This window comes from Mycobacterium gordonae, from assembly GCF_002101675.1.
Taxonomy (GTDB): domain Bacteria; phylum Actinomycetota; class Actinomycetes; order Mycobacteriales; family Mycobacteriaceae; genus Mycobacterium; species Mycobacterium gordonae.
In genome coordinates, this window is record NZ_LQOY01000087.1 from 1 (window position 1) to 18,414 (window position 18,414).

General features: G+C 65.3%; 14 protein-coding genes and 3 pseudogenes. 8 read left to right on the top strand and 9 right to left on the bottom strand.

Features of this window, described 5'->3' with window-relative positions:
- Both AWC08_RS38255 and AWC08_RS38260 read left to right on the top strand, forming a co-directional pair.
- Positions 1-1,854 (top strand): annotated as a pseudogene (locus tag AWC08_RS38255) (PGRS repeat-containing protein); the annotation flags it as partial.
- 738 nt (positions 1,855-2,592) lie between these two features.
- Positions 2,593-3,423: pseudogene (locus tag AWC08_RS38260) on the top strand (alkaline phosphatase family protein); the annotation flags it as partial.
- A gap of 44 nt (positions 3,424-3,467) precedes the next feature.
- On the opposite strand, the gene AWC08_RS14745 reads toward AWC08_RS38260, so the two are convergent.
- A complete protein-coding gene (locus AWC08_RS14745) occupies positions 3,468-4,247 on the bottom strand; it encodes an NUDIX hydrolase (protein ID WP_069432897.1) in 780 nt (259 codons plus the stop codon).
- A gap of 214 nt (positions 4,248-4,461) precedes the next feature.
- Here AWC08_RS14745 and AWC08_RS14750 point away from each other — a divergent pair, with 214 nt between their 5' ends.
- From AWC08_RS14750 to AWC08_RS35335, 3 genes are read left to right on the top strand one after another with little or no spacing between them, the layout of a single operon-like run.
- Complete coding sequence (locus AWC08_RS14750) at positions 4,462-5,316, top strand: ARPP-1 family domain-containing protein (RefSeq protein WP_069432896.1); 855 nt, start codon at positions 4,462-4,464, stop codon at positions 5,314-5,316.
- Positions 5,317-5,329: 13 nt separating this feature from the next.
- Positions 5,330-6,352, top strand: a complete 1,023-nt coding sequence (locus AWC08_RS14755; protein ID WP_142283588.1) for a hypothetical protein — start codon at positions 5,330-5,332, stop codon at positions 6,350-6,352.
- Positions 6,349-6,744 carry a protein-tyrosine phosphatase family protein gene (locus tag AWC08_RS35335; RefSeq protein WP_069432895.1) on the top strand — a complete coding sequence of 132 codons (396 nt, stop codon included), beginning with the start codon at positions 6,349-6,351 and terminating at the stop codon, positions 6,742-6,744. Before AWC08_RS14755 ends, AWC08_RS35335 begins: the two co-directional genes overlap by 4 nt.
- Here the strand turns inward: AWC08_RS35335 and AWC08_RS38265 are convergent.
- Positions 6,670-6,895, bottom strand: a pseudogene (locus AWC08_RS38265) (nuclease); the annotation flags it as partial. The gene AWC08_RS35335 and the pseudogene AWC08_RS38265 sit on opposite strands and share 75 nt — an antisense overlap.
- A 330-nt stretch (positions 6,896-7,225) precedes the next feature.
- Here AWC08_RS38265 and AWC08_RS14775 point away from each other — a divergent pair.
- Positions 7,226-7,999 carry an alpha/beta fold hydrolase gene (locus AWC08_RS14775; RefSeq protein WP_069432893.1) on the top strand — a complete coding sequence of 258 codons (774 nt, stop codon included), beginning with the start codon at positions 7,226-7,228 and terminating at the stop codon, positions 7,997-7,999.
- 88 nt (positions 8,000-8,087) lie between these two features.
- On the top strand, positions 8,088-9,275 hold the full coding sequence (locus tag AWC08_RS14780; protein ID WP_069432918.1) for an MFS transporter: 1,188 nt from the start codon (positions 8,088-8,090) through the stop codon (positions 9,273-9,275).
- 18 nt (positions 9,276-9,293) lie between these two features.
- Here the strand turns inward: AWC08_RS14780 and AWC08_RS14785 are convergent, their stop codons facing one another.
- The 6 genes from AWC08_RS14785 to AWC08_RS14815 all read right to left on the bottom strand — a co-directional run bounded on the left by AWC08_RS14785 (position 9,294) and on the right by AWC08_RS14815 (position 16,041).
- On the bottom strand, positions 9,294-10,892 hold the full coding sequence (locus AWC08_RS14785; RefSeq protein ID WP_083271027.1) for an APC family permease: 1,599 nt from the start codon (positions 10,890-10,892) through the stop codon (positions 9,294-9,296).
- 8 nt (positions 10,893-10,900) lie between these two features.
- Positions 10,901-12,286: a WS/DGAT/MGAT family O-acyltransferase gene (locus AWC08_RS14790; RefSeq protein ID WP_069432892.1), complete on the bottom strand. Its 1,386-nt coding sequence runs from the start codon at positions 12,284-12,286 to the stop codon at positions 10,901-10,903.
- Positions 12,283-14,133 (bottom strand): AMP-dependent synthetase/ligase, encoded by a 1,851-nt coding sequence (locus AWC08_RS14795; protein ID WP_069432891.1) that lies wholly within the window; start codon positions 14,131-14,133, stop codon positions 12,283-12,285. Before AWC08_RS14795 ends, AWC08_RS14790 begins: the two co-directional genes overlap by 4 nt.
- Before the next feature lie 588 nt (positions 14,134-14,721).
- The gene (locus AWC08_RS14805) at positions 14,722-15,312 is read right to left on the bottom strand and encodes a hypothetical protein (RefSeq protein ID WP_069432889.1); all 591 of its coding nucleotides are present in this window, start codon (positions 15,310-15,312) and stop codon (positions 14,722-14,724) included.
- A 244-nt stretch (positions 15,313-15,556) separates the two neighbouring features.
- The gene (locus tag AWC08_RS14810; RefSeq protein ID WP_069432888.1) at positions 15,557-15,850 is read right to left on the bottom strand and encodes a type II toxin-antitoxin system RelE/ParE family toxin; all 294 of its coding nucleotides are present in this window, start codon (positions 15,848-15,850) and stop codon (positions 15,557-15,559) included.
- Positions 15,847-16,041 (bottom strand): type II toxin-antitoxin system ParD family antitoxin, encoded by a 195-nt coding sequence (locus tag AWC08_RS14815; RefSeq protein ID WP_232007755.1) that lies wholly within the window; start codon positions 16,039-16,041, stop codon positions 15,847-15,849. Before AWC08_RS14815 ends, AWC08_RS14810 begins: the two co-directional genes overlap by 4 nt.
- A 329-nt stretch (positions 16,042-16,370) precedes the next feature.
- Here AWC08_RS14815 and AWC08_RS35340 point away from each other — a divergent pair, with 329 nt between their 5' ends.
- Positions 16,371-16,742, top strand: coding sequence for a protein-tyrosine phosphatase family protein (locus tag AWC08_RS35340; protein WP_232007752.1), 372 nt, complete (start codon positions 16,371-16,373; stop codon positions 16,740-16,742).
- On the opposite strand, the gene AWC08_RS14825 is transcribed toward AWC08_RS35340, so the two are convergent.
- Positions 16,739-18,412, bottom strand: a complete 1,674-nt coding sequence (locus AWC08_RS14825) for a DEAD/DEAH box helicase (protein ID WP_069432887.1) — start codon at positions 18,410-18,412, stop codon at positions 16,739-16,741. The genes AWC08_RS35340 and AWC08_RS14825 overlap by 4 nt on opposite strands.
- Between the last annotated feature and the right edge of the window lie 2 nt (positions 18,413-18,414).

Sequence of the window (18,414 nt, forward strand, 5' to 3'; positions counted from 1 at the left end):
GTCCGGGGGTCTGCTCAGTGGCCTGGTCGGCGCCGGTGGCGGAGTCGGTGGGGCCGGCGGCGTCGGCGTCACCGGGGGTACCGGTGGGGCCGGAGGTGCCGGTGGCCTGCTGTTCGGCGAAGGCGGCGGCGGTGGGACCGGCGGATTGGGTGGCGCCGGCGGCGGCGGCACCGGTGGGGCCGGTGGTGCGGCCGGCCCGCTGTTTGGCAACGGCGGTGCCGGCGGCACCGGCGGCGGCAGCTTCACCGGCGACGGCGGGGCGGGCGGGAGCGGCGGGCACGCCGGCTGGCTGCTGGGCTCGGGCGGCGCAGTGGGGCAGGCGGCAGCAACTTCGGCGCCGGTACCGGCGGCCACGGCGGGGCCGGCGGCGACTCGGGCCTGATCGGCTTCGGTGGCACCGGCGGGGTCGGTGGGTTCGCCTCGGCCGGGGCCGGCGGGGCCGGCGGCAACGGCGGTGCGGGTGCCCTGCTGTTCGGCAGCGGCGGAGCCGGCGGGGCCGGCGCTCAAGGCGCGCCGACCTACGCCGGTGGCGCCGGCGGCGCCGGGGGCAAGGCCACGCTGCTCGGACTCGGCGGGACGGGTGGCGTAGGTGGACTCGGCACTCCTGTGGGGGGCAACGGCGCGAGCGGCGCTAACGGGATGTTGCTGCCGGCGGCGGCGCTCAACGTCATCAACGCACCCAGCGTGGCGCTGACCGGACGCCCGCTCATCGGCAACGGCACCCCGGGCGGCGCCGGCACAGGAGCTGCGGGCGCCCCCGGCGGGTGGCTGCTCGGTGACGGCGGGGCCGGCGGCTCCGGCGCCAACGGCGTCCCCGGTGGTCCCGGTGGCGCCGCCGGGCTGTTGGGCAGCGGCGGCACCGGCGGGGCCGGCGGCGTCGGCGCGACCGGTGTCGGGCGCGCGGGTGGCCAGGGCGGCAACGGCGGCTTGTTCTTCGGCAACGCGGGGGCCGGTGGGGCCGGCGCGGTCGGCGCTGACGGCAACGGCGGCGGCGGCGGAGCCGGTGGAACCGGTGGGATCTTCGGCGGCGGCGGGGTCGGCGGCACCGGCGCCATGGCCGATCTGGCGACTCCCAATGTCCTGGGCGGGGCCGGCGGGTCCGGCGGTGCCAGCGGGGCACTGAGCGGGCTGGTCGGCGCGGGCGGCGGCACCGGAGGGGTCGGCGGAGCCGGGCACATCGGCGGTGCGGGCGGTGCGGGTGGGGCGGCCGGCATCGCCGGTTCGCTATTCGGCGGCGGAGCCGGCACCATCGGCGGCTCGGTGGTCGGCGCCGGCGGGGCGGGCGGCGACGGCGGCGCCAGTTTGGGCGGCATCGGCGGATCCGGCGGAAGTGGCGGCGCGGGTGGACAATTCGCCGGTGCTGGTGGCTCCGGCGGGGCCGGTGGATCGGTGCTGGTGCCAGTGATGGGCAGCAGTGGTGGTCTCGGCGGAGGCGGAGGCACCGCCGGCTTATGGGGCTCGGGCGGCTCCGGCGGCGCGGGCGGCGCCGCGGGAGCACCTATCGCCGCGTCAGCCCCGGGCGGTCAGGGCGGCCTCGGCGGCAACGCGACCCTGTTCGGTTCCGGCGGAGCCGGTGGAACCGGCGGGTTCTCCGCCTCGAGCACCGGCGGGACCGGCGGCCACGGCGGAATCGGCGGAGCCCTGCTGGGTGACGGCGGTCCCGGTGGGACCGGCGCCGAAGGGGCCCCCAATTTGGGTAGCGGCAACGGCGGGATTGGTGGCAGTGCCCGGCTGATCGGCAACGGCGGCAACGGCGGCAACGCCGGCAATGCGACGATGGTTTCTTTGCTGGGTGGCCCTGGCACCATTGGTTCCGGTGGAATTCTATTGGGCCTCAACGGAATTCCCGGCTTGCCGATGAGCCCGAACCTGTTGGTCAACGGGAGCTTCGAAATTGCCACCCCGTCACCGTCGGGCACCAGCTCGGTGACCTACCCGGGTTGGTCGGTAAGCGGCACCCCGACCATCATCGAGTACGGCACCCCGCGCGTCAGCTATGTGTTGGGCGTTTCCTTCCCGTTCCCGGACCTGCCGAGTTTCCTGGGCTTCCCCCAGACTTCGCCGCCCGGTGCGGGCGCCAACTTCGGCGGCGGCGGACCCGTGGCCACCTCCAGCATCAGCCAAACCGTCGACCTCTCCGGCGCATCGGCCAAGATCAACACCGGCACCACGCCCTACACGCTGAGCGGGCTGCTCGGCGGCGCGCTCATCGACCCGTCCTCGACCTCTTTGCAAGTCACCTTCCTTAACTCCAGCGGCGCCGTGTTGGGTACTGGCTCGACGACTTCGGTCTCGGCGCTGGATCGTCTGGGAATCACAGGGTTCCAGCCGCGCTCCGTCTCCGGCACGATCCCGGTAGGCACCACCCAAGCGGTCGTCACCGCCACGTTCAACGACAGCAACCCCATCACGAACCACTACAACAACGCCTACGCCGACAACTTGTCGTTCACCGTTGGTGCTCCCGGCCTGACCCCGGCAGCGCTGACCGTGCCGACCTCCAACGTCGGCCAACTCGAGCATGTGTTCCTGATCATGATGGAGAATCACGGCTTCACCGACATTGTCGGCAGCGTCAACGCGCCGTACATCAACAGCTTGCTGGCTACCTACGGGTCGGGGGACAACGTCTACGCCAACAGTCACCCCAGCGCCCCCAACTACTTCCGGATCCTCGGCGGCTCGGACTTCGGACTCACCTACAACCCCAACCCGCCGTCCATCAACGCACCCAGCCTGATGCAAGAGATGGATGGCGCCGGTATTTCGTGGGCCAACTACGCGCAGAGCATGCCTTACCCCGGCGCATTGGTGTCCACGGGTGAATACAGCACCTTCCAGATACCCGCCGCCCAGTACAGCTACGTCTACAACAACACCGTCGCCTACCAGCAGCAGCACCTGCTCCCGCTGACGCAGTTGGCCACCGATCTCCAGAACTCGAGCACCACCCCACGGTTCTCCTGGATCGTCGCCAACAACGCCAATGACATGGAAGGCCCGGTCGAATCGCCTCTTGGCATCCTCAACTTCGCCGGCAGCCAGCTCACGTCGCATCAGTACAACATCGCCGCCGGCGACCAGTTCCTCCAACAGCAGGTCTCCCTCATTCAAAGCTCCAACACATGGAACGCAAACGAGAGCAATGCGATCATCATCACCTGGGATGAGGACTACAACAATCTTGGGCTGGGAATTGGCAACCAGGGCAACCACGTTCCGCTGATCGTCATCCCCAACCAGTACGCCGTCACATCGGGCGGGATGCTGTCCGGGCAGTTCGTGACCCACGAGTACTACGACCAGTACAGCGTGATGTCGACGATTGAGTATGCATTGAGTCCCACGGCGGGAGTTCCGTTCACTACGTTGACATTTAACGACATGTACGCGAAGCCGATGAATGGGTTCTGGACGCCGTAGGCTTGGCTTCGACCGATAATGTGTTGCGAGGCAGATGCCTCGCATCAGGTTCTTCGCGGCAACTGTAGAAGTCGATGTGACTCTCGAGGCGTTCCACCCGTGGCGGAAATCTTTTTCCAGACGCGCGTGGGAGGCCCGCCTCTGTCTCCGCTGGGTCGTGTCTTCTGGCGAGTTCCCCTTGGGTCATTCGGGTCGGGGACCTCTGCGAGCAACGTTTCCATGCGCCGGCGGAAGGTGTCGGTCCGCACCTCCTCGCCGAGGACCCATTGATGGATTTGTTGGAGTTGTGGAAGGGTGAGCTCGTCTGAGCCACTGAGGTTTTCGGGATCTGGGGTCAATTCGTATTGTGCGCGGAGTTCCCTTGCGGCCTTCTTCACGATGGCGTCATGGTCGAAGAGCAACTTGGGTTTTATCGAACCATCAGGTCTGATCGGTACGAATTCGCCGTCCACCTCGCGCAACCGATCCCGTGGCTGAACCAAATAATGTGCGAGCGACATTGACCAAGTGCTGCGTTGGTCGCGCCCTGGTTTGTCGAACACCCCGATCAGGTGCGCTCTCGGCCTACCAGCGGCGGAGGACGCTCTGGCGCCGCCGTCCATGCCTGCGTCAATCGGCCCGATATCGAGACCGACCTTCATCAGTGCAGCACGGAGGCCGTCGCCAACCGTCTCCCCCTTGCGCAGAAAACGGCCCGGCAAGACCTTGCCGCGCGGTGCCTCGACGCGGTCCTGAACCAGCACGACCAAGTGGCCCTGATCGAGAGTGAGCACCGCAATATCGACGGCGACGTTGGGACCGCGAAATTTATCGAACTCAGCCATAGCAATCAAGGTCGCGGCTCCGCGATGCGGACCGTTGGCCCATCCTCCTGTTCTCACGCTGCGGCGGTCCGTGGTGAAGGCAAGCGCGGACCACGACGGTGAGCACGCGACTCGTCATCACCGGCACAGCATATTCGACTCATGCGATAACTGGTTATTTGACCTATGCGATAACCCTGGGTAATCTCAGTTATGCGATAACTCGGGAGGCATCATGGAACACGTTCACGTAGGACGGGGCACCACACGCGGCGCGCTGGGGGTGTTCCCGGTCTGGGGAGAGGTCGACGCGGAACGTGATTACAGCACCGCCCTCTCGGCCGCACGGGTGATGGAGAAGGCCGAGCCGCAAGTCGCGACCTTGATGCTGGCCAATACCGCCGACCTGCCCCTGCTGCTCCTCAAGGGGCAGCTGCTCGAAGGCGGATGGCAGGACCGAATGGTTGCCGAGTCGCTAGTCATCCCACCCAACGAAGAACTTGCCGTCAGCGTCGTCTGCGTGGAGGTCGGACGCTGGAATGGCCGGCCGCAGCATGGGGACTCATGCCGCCGGGCCACGACCCGGGTGCAAGCCGGCTTGCGCGCGGGCGGCGATCGGCAGCGGGAAGTCTGGAATCGGGTCTCCGAGTACGACGCCCACTATGGACGCAATGCCACGTCATCGTTCATCGAGCACGCCAATCGTGCCGCCCAGCGGGTAAGCCCACTCGTCCAGGGACTGCGGCCGTTTCCGGGACAGATCGGGGTGGTGATTGCCATCGGCGGCTACCCGGTGTCCGCTGAACTGTTCGACTCTCCGCTGACGCTGGCCGAGCAGTTTCAGTCGATCGTCGAGGCGGCCGCGATGGACGCGGTCGGGCGCCGTGCTGAGGTCACCCCGTCGCGGCGGGCTCGGCGCTTCATCGCCGGTGCCCCGAATGTCAAGTTGCACCGCACCGCGCCAGCCGGTGCCGGAAGCGTCCTCGTCGGCGCGCACGACGACGCCTCCGTATCTTTGTTGCGCTGGCGGGGGCGCGATGTGCACACCAGTGTGCTCAACCCGCGACACGAATTGGTCCGTGCGTCATAGACAGCTTTGATTTATGACTTTGAACTGGTTTGAGCAACTGATGGGGTTCACCGAGTCCGACTACGCCACCACCCAACGCCGACTGGTCGTCAACGGAGACACCCTCACGTCCACCGTCAACGGCAAGAGTTACGGCATCGGGCAGCTGTCACTTCCAACGCTCGCCGAACTGCGAACCAGCACACCCAATTCGTCGGGAACCCGGACCACCGTCAGGCCAATGGTTGGCGACGTCCGCAGGCTGCATGCTGATCCCACGTTGCGTGGGGCGCTGTTTCAGGTGGCATCGCAGTTCAACCTGCTGGAAATGATGCACCCCTCGGTAACCCCCGAGGAGGGGGTAACCCGCTACGCCGACGACGGAACTCAAGGTCCAGCCTGCGCGATGGCCGCCGGCGCCGCAACGATCTACCGCAACTACCTCGTCGCTGTCGGCGGCCAGGCCGGTCAAACCGCGACGCGTCAATTGGATGCACTGGCGCACATGGGTTCTGCGCTTTCGGCTGCGCTCGGCGTCCCGGTGTCGGAGTTGTGGACGATGCACAACGGCTACGCGGCGTGCACCGGGGCCGGACTGCGCGCAATCACCAAGCTGCTCGACGGTGCCACCGCCGAGCAACGTGACGCCCTGCGTGGAACCCTCGCCATTGGACTCCACCGCGGGGTCGAAGTCACCGATGTGAAGACGAAGGACCAGGTCGTCTCTCAGGCGTACTGCTCTGCACTGCCAGTCGCCTACTACCGCTCCAACGGTGACTGGGAAGCGTTCGCGCGCTTGGTGCTCGAAAGCGCCTACGAGGCAACGTTGTTGGCGGCATCGCAGCAAGCCTCAACCGGTGGATCAAACATCGTGTTACTGACGCGACTCGGTGGCGGAGCGTTCGGGAACGACGACGCTTGGATCGATGGCGCCATGATGCGGGCGTTGCGGATAGTCGAGCACGCCGGTCTCGATGTCCGGATCGTGAGCCACGGTCAGCCGAATTCTTCTGTTCGCGCGATTATCACGGAATGGGACCGGAAGGAGCAGGCATGACGTGGCCGCACGAAGAGATCTTCCATCGCTACCCCATCCCCGACAACCACGTCATCGACGATGCCGGCTATGACGACATCCTGGCCCGCCTTCGCAGCGAATTGAACTCGGGCAGAACCGTTTACCTCCACTGCTGGGGAGGGCGTGGTCGCACCTCGACGGTCGTGGGATGCTGGCTTATCGAGCAGGGACTCGATTACGACGCGACGATCGCTCGACTGAAGGAGCTGCGATGCAACACAAGGAAGTCGCACGTTTGTGTCCCGGAGTCTCGTTCGCAGCATGAGGTCCTGCGGCGGCGCGCCAATCTGTTCCGCCGGAAGATGCAGCCGGCGAGCGAGATCCGGGCCACCGATGTCCCGAATGAAGTCCGGAATCCCACAATCCGCTAGTTGATCCCGAGCTCGGGACAGCCCAGTAGGCGGCGTTACCCGCGGCTTGTCGCTCCTTCTGCTCGGGGTGTCGGCTGCCGGTGGTCAACAGTGCCACGTCTTCTGGGCGCCAGCCTTCATCGAGGAGCAAATCGACCTCGTCGTCGCCGACACAGATCGTCGGGCTGCAGTTGGTCGGTCAGCGCGTGATAGACGCATCGCTCGGCGCCGCTGGTGAATTGTGCCGCGCAGCCGCGTCGACTCAGTTACCGCCATTCCATGATTGAACGCGGCGGTGACAACTACCCATGGTCTCGGCGCGTGGTCACCAACGCAGTGGTCGGAGTCGCCTGCAGCTCCGTTCACCACATCTTCTCGACAGAAGATGTGGAGGCGGGAGAACGGTACCGGCCAACATCTTTCGCACTGTGCAATCGACTGCCGTTCACACTATCGCGACGCAATCCCCGCATCGTCGTGATCAGGGGCTAACCTCACGGTCATGCCCATGCTCGACCATGACCGAGGCCAGGCCTACTACCGACACTGGCCGTCGACAGATCCCCGCGCCGCCGTCATCTTCCTGCACGGCTTCGGTGAGCACACCGGGCTCTATCACCGGTACGCCTTCGCGCTCAATGCCGCCGGCATCGACCTGTGGGCCGTCGACCAGTTCGGGCACGGGCTCACCGGCGGGGAACGCGGCGACATCGTTTCGATCGAAGCCTCCTGCGACTTAGCGGACTCCATCACCGATCTCGCCGCACGCCATCGGCCCGATTTGCCGTTGTTCGCACAGGGGCATTCGTTCGGTTCCGTGGTGACCTTGTGGCGCCTGCTGGATGCGTCCGGGCGCTACCGGGCCGGCATCGTCTCTGGGGTGCCCATCGCACCGATGTCCGAATTGGCCGATACAGCAGATTCATTCGACCTCGACCCGACGTGGCTGTCGGCCGATCCGTTCTACCTCGACTCGCTACAGCACGACCCGCTGGCCTTCGTCGGAGCTAGCGGCTCGGCATTGTTCAGCGAACTCGGGAAGGCTTGGAGCCGCTTCGGATCTGAGCTGGCCAGCCTGGCGGTGCCGACGCTGGCCCTGCACGGCGAGGACGACCCGGTTGCACCCATCGAACCGGTACGTGCCTGCGCCGAACAGATCGAACCCCTGCAGCTCAGAGCATTTCCCGGTGGGCGCCACGACATCCTCAACGAGACGGCGCACCGGGAGGTCGCGGCAGCAGTCATCGAATTCGTGGCCGCGCAGACGACGGGGTGAGCCGCCGCCACGGCTCTGCACGCAACTGGTGCTGCCAACCACGTCTGCGTCGTTGCCTACGCTGACCTCCGTGGATCGGGAAGAAGTGATGCGACAGACACGCTCCGGGCCGCGTTGGCTCACCCGCAATGTGCGGGTCCTCTCGGCGGTGTCCTTCCTGCAGGACAGCGCCAGTGAGCTGCTGTATCCGCTGCTGCCGATCTACCTAACGGCCGTGCTGGGTGCTCCCCCGTCGGTGGTGGGAGCCGTCGAGGGCGTGGCCGAGGGTGCGGCCTCACTGACTAAACTCGCGGCCGGCCCGCTGGGCGACAGGTTTGCGCGACGTCCGCTGATCACCACCGGTTACGGAATGGCGGCGCTCGGCAAGGTGATCATCGCGGTGGCCGGGGCATGGCCGGGCGTTCTCGCGGGCCGCGTCGTCGATCGGCTCGGCAAGGGTATCCGCGGCGCGCCGCGGGACGCGCTGCTGGTCGACCAGGTGGATGAGGCTGCGCGCGGCCGGGTATTTGGTTTCCACCGCACGATGGACACCTTGGGCGCCGTCGTCGGCCCGCTGTTGGGCCTGGCGTGCTACGAACTGCTCGACCACCAGATCAAGCCCCTGCTGTATGTCGCGATCGTGCCCGCCGTCCTGAGCGTGGCACTCATGTTCTTGGTGCGCGAGCGCGGCCGGCCGGTGCCGGGAGCACAGCGGCAGTCAATGTGGGCCGGTGTGCGCACGTTGCCGCGGCGGTACTGGCGAGTGACCGCAGTGCTCATCGGCTTCAGCGTGGTGAATTTCCCCGACGCCCTGCTGTTGTTGCGGCTCAACGAGATCGGCTTTTCGGTGGTGCAGGTGATTCTGGCCTACGTCGGCTACAACGCGGTCTATGCCCTGGCCAGCTACCCGGCCGGAGCACTGGCCGACCGGGTAGGCAGGCCCGCGCTATTCGGTTTCGGTCTGACGTTCTTCGCAATCGGCTATGTCGGGCTGGGACTGACCACCGACACCGTGACGGCATGGCTGCTGATCGGCGCGTACGGGCTGTTCACCGGGTGCACCGACGGCGTCGGGAAGGCCTGGATCTCGGGGCTCGTCAGCCAGGAGTATCAGGCCAGCGCGCAGGGCGTGTTCCAGGGTGGTACCGGCCTGGGCATACTGGTAGCCGGTTTGTGGGCGGGCTTGCTGTGGGGTTCGAACGGACAACTGCCACTGCTTATTTCGGGAATTATCGGCGGTGCGTTCGCGGTCGTGCTGCTCGGCGGGCAGCTGGTCCGCGGTGTCGGTCACCGGTAGTGGCGAGCAGACGCAAACTCACCCAATTTCGTGCCGAAATGGGTGAGTTTGCGTCTGCTCGCGCTGACACTTCATGTCGCTGAAGGTGCGGCCGCGGAAGAAGCCGGGGGCCACCGCCCACCAGACCAGCATCAAAATCACTCCGAGCACCAGCGCGCCGATACCGACCGCCGCGACGGCACCGAACCCGAGGATCGTGACGTCGTGGCCACCGTCGTCGGTCAACCAGCCTGGCCTCGCGTACTGGACGAGCCCGTAACCGAAGACGACCAGCAAGGCCGAGCCGCCCAGCAGCGGGACGACGCCGCGGATCACGAAGTCCCGCAACGAACTAAAGAGGGTCTTGCGGTAGTACCACGCACACGCAAACCCGGTGAGCCCGTAATAGAAGGCGATCATCAACCCGACCGATCCGATCAGCGCGGTCAGCAGGTTCTCGCTGATGAGCGTGAGCAGGACGTAGCAAGGGGTGGACACCACGCCGATTGCGATGGTGGATGTCGTCGGCGTGAGGTAGCGCTGATGGATCTTCGCGAACGCGTGAGGCAGCGCCTGGTAAGCCGCCATCGACAAAGTGGTGCGCGCGGTCTGCAAGATCGTCGCCTGCGTCGAGGCGGCGGCAGACGTCAGGATCGATGCCGACAGCAATAGCAGTGCGATGCTCCCGAGGACGCTGTTGCCAAACAATTCCGGACCGATGGACGCGAAGACGTCTTTCGCGTTGTGCGGGTTGCCCAACCCGATGCCCGTCGCCCCGACACCGGCGAACGCGACGGCCGACACGGTCACCAGCGCGTAGGTCGCCAGCAGCAGGAACGTCGAGATGACGGCGGCGCGGCCCGGCGTGCGGGCGGGGTCGGCGGACTCCTCGTTGCACGCCACGGGGGTGTCCCAGCCCCAGTACATGAAGATGGCCAGGAGAACTGCCGGGGCGAGACTCGTGCCGACATCAAGTCCGTGCGGCCAGAACCAGGACAGCGACGGATGCAGTGAATTCGCCTGAGCACTATGGGCATACACCCTGACCAGCGCCACCACCGAAAACACCATCAGCATCAGGATTTGAATGGACAGCAGAACATAGAGCACCCTGGCCGAGACCTCGATGCCCCGGTAGCAGACGTAGGTCATGACGACGATCCAGCAGACGCCCGCGACCGTCGACGAGAACCTGTTGTCGGCCAGGTCCGCAACCGAATGCCAGCCCAGGACGCCGACGAACCTGAACGAGTATGCCCCGGTGATCTCGACCAGGTTGGCCATCACAATCACTTCCGCGGCTATCATTGCCCAGCCGCCAAGCCATCCGACGACGGGCCCGAATGCCCGGGAAGCCCACGCGAACGTGGTGCCGCAGTCCGGTTCGGCCTTGTTCAATTCCTGGTAGGCCACCGCGATCAAGTACATCGGGATGAACGAGATGAGAACCACGCCCGGGGCTTTGACGCCGGCGAGCTGCCCCCCGCCACTGGCCACGATCAGACCCAACGTTGCCGCGAGGCTGTACGCCGGCGCCGTGGAGGCCAAGCCGACCACCACACCGGAGAGCAGGCCGAGTGCCCCGCCGCGCAGGCCTTTGCTCTCAACGGTCGGCACCACCTGCTCACTTTGGCTCATTGCTTTGATCAGGGTGCCTTCAGGCCTGCGGCCACTTCCAGCTCCTGCAGGGCCGGCTCCATGGCGTCGGCGAGTTTGTCGATGTCGTCGGCGATCTCCGGTGTTGTGACGAAACCGAAATTGATCAGTCGGTGGTAGCTGAAACAGCTGATGTTCAATCCCACGTCCAGCATCAGCGGTCCTACCGGCACCAGCCGCTCGACGACGGCGCCGGCCAGATAGATCGGGTGGTCGGGTCCGGGAACGTTGGAGATCACCAGGTTGATCGGAGCGAGGTGTCCGCCGAGATGGCTTGCGGTGTATGCGCGGATCGCCAGCCCGACCAAACCGGGCGGTGTCGTGTCGGTAAGCCCCATACTCTGATGAGCAGTCAGAGTTTTGGTCATCTCCTTGGCGCCTTGGGAGTTGGCGTAGATGGTCTTCAGCCGCTCGGCGGGCTCGGCGACGTCGGTGGCCAAGCTGATTGTCGTTGAGGTGATCTGGTTGCCGACGTCGGTGCTGTCGTGGTGGGTGGAGATCGGAACCTGAGCCACCAGGGGCCGTTCGGGGAGCTCTCCGCGTTCTTCGAGGTAGCGGCGCATCGCCCCCGAAACCAGCGCGAGGACAACGTCGTTGAGCTTCACATCGTGGGCTCGTTTGACCGCTCTGAGCCGATCCAGCGGCAGACTGCACGTGGCGACCCGCCGCTCGGGCGTGAGCTCGGTATTGAAGCGCGTCGTGGGTGCCTCGAAGAAGTGCGGAGGTTTGTTGGCCAGCCCGCGCACCGCCCACTGTTGGGAAAGCGTTTGCTGGGCAACCCGTAGCACGCGGAAGGGCGTCTTGACCGCGACGTTGACAATCGCGCCGAGCATGCGCCGCTCGAATCGGGGCATGCCGGACCTAGACGCTGCGTCGGCTGCGACTTTGGACCGGCGCGTCTCGGGCGTTGCGTCGAGCATGATCTCAGTCAGCCCGGCGCCGGACACTCCGTCGATCAGGGCGTGGTGCACCTTGGTCAAGGTCGCGACCCGCCCCTTCTCGACCCCCTCGATGAACCACATCTCCCACGGCGGCCGGTCGCGGTCGAGCGGGTAGGACATCAGGCGGCCGACCAGCTCGTCGAGCTCACGGCGCCCTCCCGGTGCGGGCACCGCGATCTGGCGGAAGTGATAGTGGATATCCAGTTCGGGGTCCTCGACGAGCCACGGTCTGTCCAGACCGAAAGGCGCGCCCTTCACCCGGTGGCGAAGCACCGGCAACTCCGGAAGGCGCTCTACAAGAAGGCTTTTCACGGTATCGAAGCTGAAATTCGGCGTATCGGAGGGGTCGCAGATGATCAGTCCCCCGACATGTAAGGGGCACTCGTGCGTGTCAGCGAACCAGAACGTCGCATCGAGGTTCGACAGCCGCTTCATGGTCCCTCGGCGGCCTTCGAGAGGTTGATGACCTCCGGGCCCGGCGTCGCGGAGTACAGGTTGTCGACCTCGGCGGCATACTTCGCTGCGATCGGCTTGCGTTTGAGCTTCATCGTCGGGGTGAGTTCGTCGCCGCCCGGCTCCCACGAGGTGCCCAGGATGAGGAAGCGTTTGATCTGCTCGACGCGCGACAGCTTCGAATTGCCCTCGATGACAGCGGCGGTGAGCATTTCGCGCGCCTCGGGATGCTGGGCGAAGGCAGCCGGCGATTGGTCGGCCATGCCGAGCGCGGCGGCCTGTGCGGCCGCGGCCTCGGGATCGAGGACGATGAGCGCCGTCACGTAGGGCCGTGCGTCGCCGAACGCCACGACCTGATCGATCAACGGAGAGGCGGCACGGATCGCCATCTCGATGTTCGTCGGCGAAAGATTCTTGCCGGACTCGTTGACCAGCAACTCCTTCTTGCGATCGACGATCGTCACGAAACCTGCTTCGATCGTGCCGATGTCACCGGTGTGCAGCCAGCCGTCGGCATCGACAGCTTCCGCGGTCTGCTCGGGCTGATGGCGGTAGCCTCGCATCACGATCGGCCCGCGGATGAGCAGTTCGCCGTCCTCGGCCACCGAGACCTCCACGCCGCTCAGCGCCGCACCGACCGACCCGACTTTGTTCATGCCCGGCCGGTTGGAGGTCGCACCGCCCACGCACTCCGATTCCCCCCACACTTCGTACACGGGAATGCCCAAGCCCCAGAAGAATTCGATCGTTTCGGCCGGGATCGCGGCCGCACCCGTCACTCCCCACCGCAGCCGGTCCATGCCGAGCGCATGACGCACCTTGGCCAGCACGAGGCGATCGGCGATCCTGCGGCGGATGGCAAGTGACGCGGGCAAGGACTTGCCGGCCAGTGTGAGGCGGGCTGCCCGGACGCCGGTGCCGAAGGCCCACAACGCTAGTCGGCGCTTGACTCCGGTCGCCTCGGTCTCGAGTTTCGTCTCAATTCCGGCTTTGATCTTCTGCCACACTCGGGGCACGCCCAGCCACACCGTGGGGCGAGCGTCCTGCAGCGCCTGCGCGATCGCTTTGATATCCGCGACATCGGTAACCTGCACTCCCAGAACCATGTTGGCGTAGTGCCCGGTGACCCGGTCGGCGACGTGCGCGTGCGGCAGGTAGGAGGTGATCCGGTCGGTCGGTTGCAGGCCGACCAGGTCGACGATCGCCGAGAATTCGGCCATGACGTTGGCGTGGGTGAGCTCGACACCCTTGGGTGGGCCGGTGGTGCCCGAGGTGTAGATGAGCGTCGCGACGTCGTCGGGCCGGACCGCGCGCCAAGCCCTATTGAGATCGAAATCGGCTTCTGCTCCCAGAGATTCGAGTTGTTCGAGGCTCTTGAAGCCACGGGGGTCGCTGTCGACGACGATCACGTGATCGAGTTGGCCCCCGGCCGCCTCCACCGCGGGCAGGAACTCCTGCTGAGTGAACACGACCTTGTTCTCGGCATTGCTGAATAGGTACCGGATTTGGTCCGGTGCCGAGGTGTTGTAGATCGAGAACGGGATCGCGCCCAAGTGCATGGCGGCGGTGTCCACCAGGTGGAACTCCGGGCGGTTGCGCAGCATGATCCCGACCGTGTCACCGTGCCCGACCCCCAGGGCGGCAAGCCCGGCGGCGATGTTCCGCACTCGATCGGCGTACTGACGCCAGGTGATGATCACCTCGTCGCCGACCGTCCGGATGGCCACCGAGTCCGGCTTCAGGGCCGCCGTCTGTTGGAAGGCCTGCGGCAGCGTGGACACCAGCGCTCCGCTGGGGTGCCGGACCACGGTGGGATCGGCTTCGGTCATACCTTCCTGCTCCTTTGATCAGTGAGCCGGACTATTGCTGCTGACTCCCGAGTGTCGAACGAGTGCGCGGGGACGGCCAGAGGCCAAGGTCCTTTGTTGACCGGCCAACCGTTGCCGGTCACCATCGGGGGACGCCGCTTGTGGTCAGCGGAAGTGTTCGAACGCGCACTGGCCAGTGACCACAGCTATGTGCGGCGCCCGCACACCGGCAGGCGGATTGGTTACGCCGGCACCGTGTGTTTGGGCCCCACGGGTCTCAGCGCATTTCTTCGACGAGGCTGCCAAACGTCGGTGTGGACCCGGCGCATCAGGAACGAGCTATCGGTCGCCGGCTGTTCGAGGAGCTGATGCATTTCGTCGAAGGCAGGCCGTGTACCGAGAGGTCCGCGCCGACAACGAGAAAATTGATCACGCTGTACCGCAAGGGATCCGAGCAGATCGGCCTACGTCCCGGGTATTACAACGCGGCAACGCATGCATGATGCGGCGGGCGCGGGTAGCTGCCCGGGACCATCACCCCTAGGTTGCATCAACCCTTCCTGCTCACCCTCACCACGCAATTCCGGCATCGCTAAGGCTTCCGGACCGTCACGGAACCTGTGAGTCTCTCGGCTCTGGCTCACGGTCCCACTGTGGGCCGAGATCGACAAACAGCCCGTACGCCCCGTACCGGGGATCATCATGTCGGGTTGCAAGTGACAGAGCATCGTCGAATATTGCCGCCGCGTCGAGGCCCTGCTTCTTCATCTGTATGCGGTACGGGTAGATGAGTCTGTGGAAGTCGCGGCTTTGAGCGCGGGCATCGTAGATAGCAGTGAGCGCAAGCGCGACGGCGAGATCAGCTTGATCCATTGTGTGCATAAAACGCTCGAAGAAATCGAAGACTACGCCTTCGAACTGCCACATGACCAACGGATGCTCAGCCAACAGTGCCTGAGCGCGCCGACGCCCGCTGTCGTCCAGACGAAGGCGATAGACCTGCGCCATCTCGAGTGCAAGCGGATGCAGCAATTCTCGGCGCCTGCGCATCTCGGCCTTCCACTGAGGGCTGACCGGCCGACCAGGGCCCGACCCAGCTACCAACGGCTCTGGTTTCGGCGCCGCATACGCGACATCGAGTGCACTCATCTGCTCATCCCAGCGTGTGAAGTGTTCGTTCACATCGAACAGCGCCGACACGTCTACCTCTACTTTCAATCCAGCCGCCCATTCGGCTGAGCGCGAAGTACCGCCCGCCAGGTGGGCCTCGCGTCTACAGCCGGCGGCCGACACCTTCGCAAACAGATTTAATTCTCCGTAGTGCAGGAGCCCTGAGGGTCCGACGAGCCGGGATTTCGATGCAGGCGGTATAGCTGCAGGCGCACTACTTCGGCGGTCACCCCTCACAGAACCCTCATCAACGGTTCTTGACAATTGCTCAACGTTAGAGGCGGCGGTCGACGTCTATGCGCTGGTGCAGTACGCGCACGACATCGACGACGCCTTCGGGCATGACCCTGAAGTAAGGGATGTGTGATCCGGCGGCGAGCTTGCGGTAGCAGTGGCGGATCTCCTCGCAGGACTGACCGATCTTCGGGTTCACAGCGACGAGTTCGATAGCGCGCTGCAATTCGCGCAGATATCCGTTGGCCTGGTCGACATCCCAGCGGCGGCAGGTGCAGTCCCAGATCTGTTCGAGATCGAGTTGAGCTGCTGGTGAGAGGAGGTAGGGACTCACCGGCCGTCCGGTTCGCCAGCGCGCTTGCGGGCGAGGAAGGCGTCGAAGTCGAACGGTGTCGAGGTCCCGCTGTGCTCGCCCAGGACCAAGGCCTCGCGCAGCTGGGTTTCGCGGTCTTCGAGCAATGGCAGAGCTGCCCGGCCAACGTCCCCGGCCGAGCGGTAGCGAGCCGAAGCGACCTCGTCCTCGATGAACGCACTCTAGTGCTCGTCGAGGCTGAAGGACGTGTTCTTGCCCAGGTGCGCAATGATACCAATTATTGGTACAGCTCTTACGCGGCAAAGAGTTGCTGTCAGACCGAGTCGTATAAGAGCACCGAAGATCCGCGCACGCCTTCGAAATCTGCTAAATAACAAAGGCTTTCGCGACATCGCAACTGAGATTCGCCCGCTGGTAGGACCCAGTCCTGCGCTGAGAGGCGATGCCGTTGCCGGCTGCGACGCCCGTCCGGGCATGCACATCAATTGCGTCGAAACTGCTTCGCAAGCCAACGCTGTACCCGCTCGAGCCTTACTCGCACTTGCTCAACGAAATCACCGCCAGCAACGGCCGATCGATCCGGCGCTACCGCCACCCCATCCCCGACAATCACGTCATCGACGACGCTGGCTATGACGACATCCTGGCGCGGATCAACGACGAAATCAATTTGGGCAGAACTATTTACGTTCACTGCTGGGGAGGGCGCGGTCGCACCTCCACCGTGGTCGGGTGCTGGCTCATCGAGCAGGGACTCGAATACGACGCGACAATCGCCCGACTCAACGAGTTGCGATGCAAAACCAGGAAGTCGCACGTCTCCGTCCCTGAGTCACGTTCACAGCATGAGGTCCTACGGCGGCGTGCCGAGCGTACACCGCCCGACCATGTGCCGGCGGTGCCGGAACTCTAATCCGCAGGCAGCTGCAGCCGGCTAGCGAGATCCGGCCCTCCAACTTCTCGAATGAAAGCTGGGTCCCCACACACCACAAGCTGATCGCGAGCCCTGGACAGTCCGACATAGAGGCGTTCCCGCGAGCGCTCGAATGCTGACTGCTCGTTGACAACGAGCACTATCGCGCGTCGCTCAAGTCCCTTGAAGCCCAGCACATGTCCGTAGAACACCTGCTCTGCATCCCAGAAGCTGTCCCAGTAGGCGGCGTTACCCGCGGCTTGTCGCTCTTTCTGCTCGGGGTGTCGGCTGCCGGTGGTCAACAGAGCAACATCTGCTGGGCGCCATCCCTCGTCCAGGAGTCGGTCGATCTCGTCGTCGCCGAAATCCATGGCATCTTCGCGCGAGCAGCCAATGAACTTCACGGCGGCGCCGTCGCCGCCGAGGAAACGCATCGGGTGATCGACCAGCGGCTGAAACGCGTTGGCGATCTGCTTGGTGTTGCGCACGTTGTGGTCCAAGATCAAAGGCACCAGCGGAACCGGCGGGGAGCCGTGCCGGCTGAAAACCCGCTGCCCCTCGTCGCTGAAGACGTAGAGTCCGCCTGATTCCTCGTCCTTGAGCGCTCCGAGCAACGGGTCCCACCAGGCGTCGGCGAAGTCCTGCGCTTCATCGACCACGATCGAGTCGTAGCGGTGGCCGGGCGCCAATTGTCCTGCCAGCTCGGCCATCTGCTGCGGCAGGTCATGTTCCCAGAATTGCACGGTCTGCTCGGTGCGCAACGATTCGTCCGGGCCTTCCGGTGCGCCCCACAGCACCCCGAGGGCATGGAACTCACCGACGTAGGCGGGTCGCTGGCGCCGGGGCCAGGCCGCGCTGACGCGCTCAAGGTAGGACGCCAGGCCGTGGGAGTAACATACGAGTGCTACCCGTTGACCTTGCTGTGCAAGCCGGCGGGCCTGCTTGATGGCCAGAAAGGTCTTGCCGCTGCCGGCACCGCCGCGCACTTCCACCCGGTTGATGAGGCGGATGGCGTCGAGGATGACCGATTGACGCCCGGTGAGGGTGTCGGCTACGTCCTCGTTGGCCAGCGCACGGGCCACGACGTCGCGTTGCGGTAATCCCCTGCCGCTCAGCACGGTGCCGAGTTGGCTGATTCCATCCTCGGTGAGCAGCGGCCGATCTAGTTCCTGACGGATGAGGACGCTGCGCAGTTTGTGTACGAGCGTGGGCAAATCGGTTCGGTCGATGATTTTCCAGCGGGGGCATTCCGGTAGGGAAAAGTTTAGCGGGAGTTCGACGTTGGGCAAGACCACAATGTGGTCCCAACGTAGTCGTCCCAGCGTCCAGCGCGGGTCGCTTTCGACGTAGCTCCGTAACGCATAGCACGCTTCTCGTGCCTGGCGAATCGGCTCAATGTTGAATTGCTTGCCGCCGCGGATCTGACACCAGCCTTCGCCGTCGTGCCAGACTTCACCGCCCTTGACCTCCAGGCAGACGATGCCGGCACCCTCGATGCCGACGACGAAGTCGACGTCGTGGTCTTTGAGATGGTCGGTGACGCGCTGGTTGGGGATCACCACGTCGTTGGGTTGCAGTTGGTCGGTCAGCGTGTGGTAGACGCAGCGCTCGGCGCCATTCAGCAGGCGCGGGGTTGGGGCCCGCGGCCGCGTCGACTCAATTTCCGCCATTC

Excerpts from the sequence above, each read along its gene's own strand:
- AWC08_RS14745 (WP_069432897.1), bottom strand. The coding sequence starts at position 4,247 with ATGGCTGAGTTCGATAAATTTCGCGGTCCCAACGTCGCCGTCGATATT.
- AWC08_RS14750 (WP_069432896.1), top strand. The coding sequence starts at position 4,462 with ATGGAACACGTTCACGTAGGACGGGGCACCACACGCGGCGCGCTGGGG.
- AWC08_RS14755 (WP_142283588.1), top strand. The coding sequence starts at position 5,330 with ATGACTTTGAACTGGTTTGAGCAACTGATGGGGTTCACCGAGTCCGAC.
- AWC08_RS35335 (WP_069432895.1), top strand. The coding sequence starts at position 6,349 with ATGACGTGGCCGCACGAAGAGATCTTCCATCGCTACCCCATCCCCGAC.
- AWC08_RS14775 (WP_069432893.1), top strand. The coding sequence starts at position 7,226 with ATGCCCATGCTCGACCATGACCGAGGCCAGGCCTACTACCGACACTGG.
- AWC08_RS14780 (WP_069432918.1), top strand. The coding sequence starts at position 8,088 with ATGCGACAGACACGCTCCGGGCCGCGTTGGCTCACCCGCAATGTGCGG.
- AWC08_RS14785 (WP_083271027.1), bottom strand. The coding sequence starts at position 10,892 with ATGAGCCAAAGTGAGCAGGTGGTGCCGACCGTTGAGAGCAAAGGCCTG.
- AWC08_RS14790 (WP_069432892.1), bottom strand. The coding sequence starts at position 12,286 with ATGAAGCGGCTGTCGAACCTCGATGCGACGTTCTGGTTCGCTGACACG.
- AWC08_RS14795 (WP_069432891.1), bottom strand. The coding sequence starts at position 14,133 with ATGACCGAAGCCGATCCCACCGTGGTCCGGCACCCCAGCGGAGCGCTG.
- AWC08_RS14825 (WP_069432887.1), bottom strand. The coding sequence starts at position 18,412 with ATGGCGGAAATTGAGTCGACGCGGCCGCGGGCCCCAACCCCGCGCCTG.